A 1,675-nucleotide genomic window follows, 5' to 3' on the forward strand; every position below is an offset into this window, starting at 1 on the left:
CATTTCTTTTAAAAAAGTGGAATTTGTCATCTTGATTTCCTACATTGCGCGCAATTCACCCGTGGCGTGAATCACGCTTGTGTTAAAAGTTGGTTTGTGTTGCTAGAAAGGAATGTCGTCTTTTGTTGAAGAGTCGCCGTTCTGGGCGGTCATAGTTTGTTTACAATCTTCTGAATTATCATAAATTTTTACATTGCCATAAATTCTTGAATCGGCATAAATAATCACATTTCCATAAATTTGCGTGTGTCCAAAAATATGTCCATCATATATTTTGACGTTATTATAAATTTTTGCATTGCCAAAAATCTCGGCACAATTACCAATTTGTGCTTTATCATAAACCTTAGCACTATCGTAAATCTTGGCACAACAATACGCCTTGGCATCATTATAAATCCAGCAATCGTCTTTTTGACTTAAATTGTCTTCATACTCTACAAAGCCGCCAAGGTCGCCTGCTTTAACATCACCAAAATCTTTTAATGCACGTATGCGGTAAAGCGTAAGGTATCCATCAAACTGAATTGTTTCATCAGTAAGTTCATATTTTTTTTCCATGATTACTATTTCTCACGTTCTTCGATTATGGTGGAGCCACTAATTTTACAATTTCCAGCAATGTTTACACGACAGCAAATATATGCTTGATTGTAAATTTTAGCATTTCCGTAAACGTGTACACTTTTCCCTATAACAGAATTCCCATAAATCCGCGCATAGTCAAAAACCTTGGCATTATCTCCAACATAAGCACCACCAACTTCGGCATAATCAGAAACTTGTGCATTGCCATAAACGCGTGCATTCCCATAAACCCGCGCATCATCATAAACTTTGGCATCACCGTAAACGTGTGCATTGCCAAAAATCCAACAGTCTCTCTTATGGCTTAAGTTGCTCTCTTTTTCTATAAAACCGCCTAGGTCACCTTTTTTGACATATCCAAAGTCTCTTAATGCTCTAATTCGGTGAAGAGTTCTTCCATCAAACACAGTTGTTTCATCAGTAAGTTCGTATTTTCTCATCTGGTTTGTTCCCTAGTTGAGATTCTTCTATTGTCATTAATCCAGTCGTCCCAACATACACATGCATCACCGTAAATTTTTGCATGACCATAAACATGCGCATCACCGTAAACTTGCGCATTGCCGTAAACACGCGCCCTATCGTAAATGCATGCCTCACCGTAAACTTGTGCATTGCCAAAAACCTTGGCATTGCCAAAAACCTTGGCACAACCGTAAACCTCTGCATTACCGCAAACACGTGCTTCATCGTAAACGCGTGCATCATCGTAAACCTCTGCCTCACCGTAAACCTCTGCCTCACCGTAAACCTCTGCCCCACAGTAAACTTCTGCCTCACCGTAAACACGCGCTTCATCGAAAACACGTGCACAATCGAAAACCTCTGCATTACCGCAAACACGTGCTTCATCGGAAACGCGTGCATTGTCATAAACATGAGCGTTATCATACACCTTGGCATTATCATAAACCCAGCAATTACCTTTATGACCTAAGTTATATTCCTTTTCAATAAAACCGCCTAGGTCACCTTTTTTGACATATTCAAAGTCTCTTAATGCTCTAATTCGGTGAAGAGTTCTTCCATCAAACACAATTTTTTCATCAGTAAATTCGTATTTTTTCATCTGGTTTGTTACCTAGTT

3 protein-coding genes are annotated in these 1,675 nt (G+C 39.0%); all 3 read right to left on the reverse strand.

Translation table 11 applies throughout. From position 1 onward, the window contains the following. Positions 1-102: 102 nt before the first annotated feature. Genes ACFIKE_RS10200 through ACFIKE_RS10210 form a run of 3 tightly spaced genes read right to left on the reverse strand, consistent with a single transcriptional unit; the run spans position 103 to position 1,657 of the window. A complete protein-coding gene (locus ACFIKE_RS10200) occupies positions 103-561 on the reverse strand; it encodes a hypothetical protein (protein ID WP_375649736.1) in 459 nt (152 codons plus the stop codon). Between the two features lie 5 nt (positions 562-566). Beyond that, on the reverse strand, positions 567-1,028 hold the full coding sequence (locus tag ACFIKE_RS10205) for a hypothetical protein (protein ID WP_375649739.1): 462 nt from the start codon (positions 1,026-1,028) through the stop codon (positions 567-569). Continuing rightward, on the reverse strand, positions 1,025-1,657 hold the full coding sequence (locus tag ACFIKE_RS10210; protein ID WP_375649741.1) for a hypothetical protein: 633 nt from the start codon (positions 1,655-1,657) through the stop codon (positions 1,025-1,027). Before ACFIKE_RS10210 ends, ACFIKE_RS10205 begins: the two co-directional genes overlap by 4 nt. Positions 1,658-1,675 lie beyond the last annotated feature (18 nt).

It is taken from the genome of Bartonella sp. MU70NMGDW (genome assembly GCF_042194085.1).
Lineage (GTDB): Bacteria > Pseudomonadota > Alphaproteobacteria > Rhizobiales > Rhizobiaceae > Bartonella > Bartonella grahamii.

What these genes read in the sequence shown, in the direction of transcription:
- ACFIKE_RS10200 (WP_375649736.1), bottom strand. Translation starts at nt 561, where the DNA reads ATGGAAAAAAAATATGAACTTACTGATGAAACAATTCAGTTTGATGGA.
- ACFIKE_RS10205 (WP_375649739.1), bottom strand. Translation starts at nt 1,028, where the DNA reads ATGAGAAAATACGAACTTACTGATGAAACAACTGTGTTTGATGGAAGA.
- ACFIKE_RS10210 (WP_375649741.1), bottom strand. Translation starts at nt 1,657, where the DNA reads ATGAAAAAATACGAATTTACTGATGAAAAAATTGTGTTTGATGGAAGA.